5 protein-coding genes are annotated in these 4243 nt (G+C 75.6%); 2 read left to right on the top strand and 3 right to left on the bottom strand.

What is annotated here, in order from left to right:
* Window positions 1-117: 117 nt before the first annotated feature.
* Window positions 118-546: a ribonuclease domain-containing protein gene (locus EAO70_RS06505; RefSeq protein WP_148002057.1), complete on the top strand. Its 429-nt coding sequence runs from the start codon at window positions 118-120 to the stop codon at window positions 544-546.
* A gap of 15 nt (window positions 547-561) precedes the next feature.
* Here the strand turns inward: EAO70_RS06505 and EAO70_RS38945 are convergent, their stop codons facing one another.
* Together EAO70_RS38945 and EAO70_RS38935 are read right to left on the bottom strand one after the other, a co-directional pair.
* Window positions 562-1029 carry a HEAT repeat domain-containing protein gene (locus EAO70_RS38945; RefSeq protein ID WP_261992705.1) on the bottom strand — a complete coding sequence of 156 codons (468 nt, stop codon included), beginning with the start codon at window positions 1027-1029 and terminating at the stop codon, window positions 562-564.
* Between the two features lie 171 nt (window positions 1030-1200).
* Window positions 1201-2232: an ankyrin repeat domain-containing protein gene (locus EAO70_RS38935; RefSeq protein ID WP_261992704.1), complete on the bottom strand. Its 1032-nt coding sequence runs from the start codon at window positions 2230-2232 to the stop codon at window positions 1201-1203.
* Window positions 2233-2388: 156 nt separating this feature from the next.
* On the opposite strand from EAO70_RS38935, the gene EAO70_RS06490 reads away from it, so the two are divergent.
* On the top strand, window positions 2389-2940 hold the full coding sequence (locus EAO70_RS06490; RefSeq protein WP_261992703.1) for a GNAT family N-acetyltransferase: 552 nt from the start codon (window positions 2389-2391) through the stop codon (window positions 2938-2940).
* Between the two features lie 171 nt (window positions 2941-3111).
* Here EAO70_RS06490 and EAO70_RS06485 read toward each other — a convergent pair whose 3' ends face one another.
* Entirely contained in the window at window positions 3112-3996 is an 885-nt protein-coding gene (locus EAO70_RS06485; protein WP_148002056.1) for a hypothetical protein, read from the bottom strand.
* Window positions 3997-4243 lie beyond the last annotated feature (247 nt).

Here is a 4243-nt window from a genome sequence, read left to right as displayed (position 1 = left end):
CCCCCGTCCACTCCCGCGCACACGGGATCCCCACGTTCGCGACCGAGGCGTCAACATCCGGCGAATTGAAGGGAATCGGCCTTCCCGGCCGGTTCTACGCGCGTCAGGATCTCAGCCATGCGCATCCCCCCTCGATTCACCCTCGCCGGCGGCGCGGCCGCCGCCCTCGTCTCCTCCCTCCTTCTCGGCGCCCCGGCCACCGCCGCCGCCCCGGCCCCTGCGCCCGCCCTCGTCGTGACCTCGGTCGCGGCCCCCGCGGCCGTCGGGGAGATCTGCGCCTCCGCCCTCCCGGCCCAGGCGCACACGACCCTCCGGCTGATAGCGGAGGGCGGCCCGTTCCCCTACAGCCAGGACGGCTCCGTCTTCCAGAACCGGGAGGGCGTCCTGCCGTCCCGCACCACCGGCTACTACCACGAGTACACGGTCGAGACGCCGGGTTCCCCCACCCGCGGCGCCCGCCGGATCGTCACCGGCGACGCGACGCGGGAGGACTACTACACCGCCGACCACTACGCGTCCTTCGACCTGGTCGACCACGCCTGCTGACGGCGTCCGCACAGCTCAGGCGCGGCGCGGGGACGTCCACTCCAGCCGGGTCCTGACCCGGGGGTCGTGGACGTGCTCCAGGGCGGCGAGCGCCGTCTCCCGCGCCGCGCCCTCCGGGTCGCCGTCCGCCAGGGCCGAGGCCAGCGCGTCCACGGCCCGGGGGTCCTGGCGGATCGCCAGCCCGCGCGCGGCCTCCGCCGCCGTCTCCGGATCGGTGTCGCCGAGCCGCTCGGCGAGCCCCTCCCGGACGAGGGGCGTGTCGTCGGGCAGCTCGGCGAGCGCGAGCGTCGCCCAGTCCCGTACCCGCGCGTCCCCGTCCCGGCTCAGCCCCAGCAGCACCCCGAGCGCGTCCGTGTGCCCGGCGGGCACGATCCCCGCGAGGGCCCCCGCGACCGCCCGCCGCACGGCCGCGTCGGGATGCCCCGCCACGGCGAGGAGTTCGGGTACGGCGGCCGGATCGGCGCACTCGCCGAGGGCCGACACCACCGACACGCTCGTCGAGGCCGCGCTCGGGCTCCGCACCCCGCACGAGGAACTGGCGGCGCGGGCGCTGCGCTGCGGCGATCCGGAGCTCGACGACTGGACGACCGCGGTGGCCGAACTCGGCGGCCGGGCCGACGAGGAGACGTTCGTGGCGGCGGCCGCGTGGTGCGCCTACCGCGACCCGCTGCGCCGGGCGCTGGGCGCGGCGGTGCTCGGCGCGCTGCCGGGCTTCGCGCCGAGCGCGGTGAGCCGGCGCAGCACCGGCACCGCGCTCGGCGCGAAGCCCGGCAGCGCGCCGAGCACCGCCGCGCCCAGCGCCCGGCGCAGCGGGTCGCGGTAGGCGCACCACGCGGCCGCCGCCACGAACGTCTCCTCGTCGGCCCGGCCGCCGAGTTCGGCCACCGCGGTCGTCCAGTCGTCGAGCTCCGGATCGCCGCAGCGCAGCGCCCGCGCCGCCAGTTCCTCGTGCGGGGTGCGGAGCCCGAGCGCGGCCTCGACGAGCGTGGCGATCGCCGCGTGCCCGGTCTGCCGGTCGTCGCCCCGGCCGGGCGCGCCGTCCTCCCGCAGCAGCTCGACGACCACCGTGATCCCGCCGTCCTCGCGGACCCGGCGCACCACCGCCTCGTACGTCTGGCCGCCCTCGTTCCCCGCGACGAGTCCGCGCCGCAGCTCGGCCGCCATGTCGACGCCGATCCAACGCCGGGCCTCCCGCAGCGCGGCCTCCCGGGCGTCCGCGCCGTGGTCGAGGAGGGCCCGTACGCAGCCGGTGGAGCCGCGCCGGGCGGCGGCCACCAGCGGCAGGACGCCGTCGGGTCCGCGCCGGTCGGGATCGGCCCCGTACTCCAGCAGCAGGCGGGCCGTGTCGGCGTGTCCGAGCCGCAGGGCCCAGGCGAGGGCGGTGAAGCCGTACGCCTCCTCCTGGTCGGGCGCGGCACCGGCCGCGAGCAGGGCGCGCACCACCTCGGTGTGCCCGCCGACGGCCGCCCCGCACAGCGGCAGGTCGTCGCCCTCCTCGCCGCTGCCCCGGCCGGGATCCGCCCCCGCGGCCAGCAGCACCCGTACGATTCCGGCCTCGTTGCCGACGGCCGCCCGGTACAGGGCGGACTCGTCGTCCTCCCGGCCGTCGGGGTCGGCCCCGGCCCGCAGGGCCCCGACGGCCCCGTCCTCGTCCCCGTCACGGATGGCGTCGAACAACGTGCTCATGGGCCGACCCTGACCCGCCGTCCGCCCCTGGCGCAAATCGATTCCGGCCCGCCACCCTGACGCGGCCCCCGCCCGGCTCGCGTGCCCCGGCGCCGGGCGTCACGCCGTTCCGGAGCGCGGCGGCGTGCTCGTACGCCTGTGCCAGAATCGGATCGCATGACGCACGATCACGATCCCGATCACGATCACGATCCCGATCACGATCCCGATCACGATCCCGATCCCGATACCGATCCCGATACCGATCCCGATCCTGATAACGGTCACGGTCAGGACGGCGCGAAGCTCAGCGTCGGCGACGGGGACACCGCACTCGCCAAGGCCCTCGAACAGGGCCTCGACGCCTTCAACTTCGCGGCCACCGACACCACGCCCGAGGACCAGGGCGAACTCTCCGTGAAGGCCGTGGACGAGGACGGCGCGCTCGTCGGCGGGCTCACGGGCTGGACCTGGAGCGGCCTGTTCGGCATCGACATGCTGTGGGTCCGTGAGGAGAGCCGGAAGGACGGCTGGGGGAGCCGGCTCCTGCGCGCCGCCGAGGACGAAGCGCGGCGGCGGGGCTGCGACCGCGCCACCGTGTCCTCGTTCACCTTCCAGGCGCCGGACTTCTACCGACGGCACGGCTACGTGGAGACCGGCCGGGTTCTCGGCATCCCCGGCGGCGCCGAGGACGTCCACTTCTACAAGAGCCTGGTGGAGACTCCCTAGGGCCTGTCGTCACACTCCCGTCCGCCCCGCGACGCCATGCACGCGCTCTCGCCGCACCGGGCGCAAGCCCGAGTACGCCCCGTACGAGGACTTGTGCCCGGCACGCCGAGAGCACGCACCTGACGCCGCGGGGCCGCCCTCCGGGCGACGACGTGAGTGTGACGACAGGCCCTAGCCCGCGCACTCCAGCACCGTCCGGCACACCCCGCACCGGGCCCTGAGGGCCCGGCCGGCCGGGATGCGCAGGCGCTGGCGGCAGACCGGGCAGCGGAACGCGACGCCGGTCGCGGGCGCCCCGCCGAGGAAGACGTAGGGCGCGCCCTCGCCGGCCCGGCCCCGGCGCCGCTCCCAGCCGTAGCGGCGGCGCTCGGCCCAGCCCGCCCCGGCGAGCGGCGGCGCGGCCCGCTCCCGGTCGGCCTCGGCCCGGCCCCGTACCCAGGCCTCGTACGCCACGGCGCTGGTGAACCACGGTGACGGGTCCTCGCCGAACACCTCGGCGCGCTTGGCGAGGACGTAGCCGAACTCCTCCGGGGTCAGGTAGCCGAGCTTCTGGCTCTCCACGCCGTTCCGGCGGTAGGCGTCGAGCAGCAGCCAGCCCGCACCCAGGTAGGTGGTGACGACGTCGGTGAGGACCTCGTTCTCCGCGGTCCCGGGGAAGCCGAGGCCGAGCCGGTGCAGCAGGACGTGGGTGATCTCGTGGGCGAGGGCCGCGCCGATGTCCCGGCGGCGGGTCCGGAAGCGGTCGTTGAGCTCCACGAAGTACTCGGGCCCCGCGGTGAGTTCGACGGCGGCGGCGTGCTCCATCGGCCGGAAGCTCACCACGAGCCGGGCCTCGGGCAGCCGCAGGTGCCGGACCAGGGCGTGGGCCACCCGCTGGGTGCCGAGGTGCAGGTCCTCGTCGTCGTCGAGGGCCACGTCGGAGGGCGGGACGCTCGCCGGATAGCGGTGCACGCCGTCGGGGGAGAGGCGCCGGTAGAGCGCTGTGAGCGAGGCGCCGATGCCGGCGCGGTGCGGAAATCCGTGGGCGACGCGGTCGCCCTCCTGACGGTTCGGCATACGGGACCCCCCTCCGCTCATTTTACGGTTCCGGTGCCGTGTGGCCGAAAAGGCTTCCTTGTGGAGGCAGTTGCGAGTTGTCCATACTCCGGACATGACTTGACGGGCGCATGTCATGGCCGGTCGAGGCAACCCCCCATGAGAGAAGGCAGACACGTGAATCAGAACCGAATGGTCCGTGCGCTCCAGAAGCTCGCCGCGGCCGGCGCCGTCGTCCTCGCGGCCGTCAGCCTCCAGCCCACCACCG

The sequence above is a fragment of the Streptomyces sp. adm13(2018) genome (genome assembly GCF_008042145.1).
Lineage (GTDB): Bacteria > Actinomycetota > Actinomycetes > Streptomycetales > Streptomycetaceae > Streptomyces.
The sequence above is the reverse complement of the archived record's forward strand: the minus strand, read 5'-3'. Positions and strand labels throughout refer to the sequence as shown.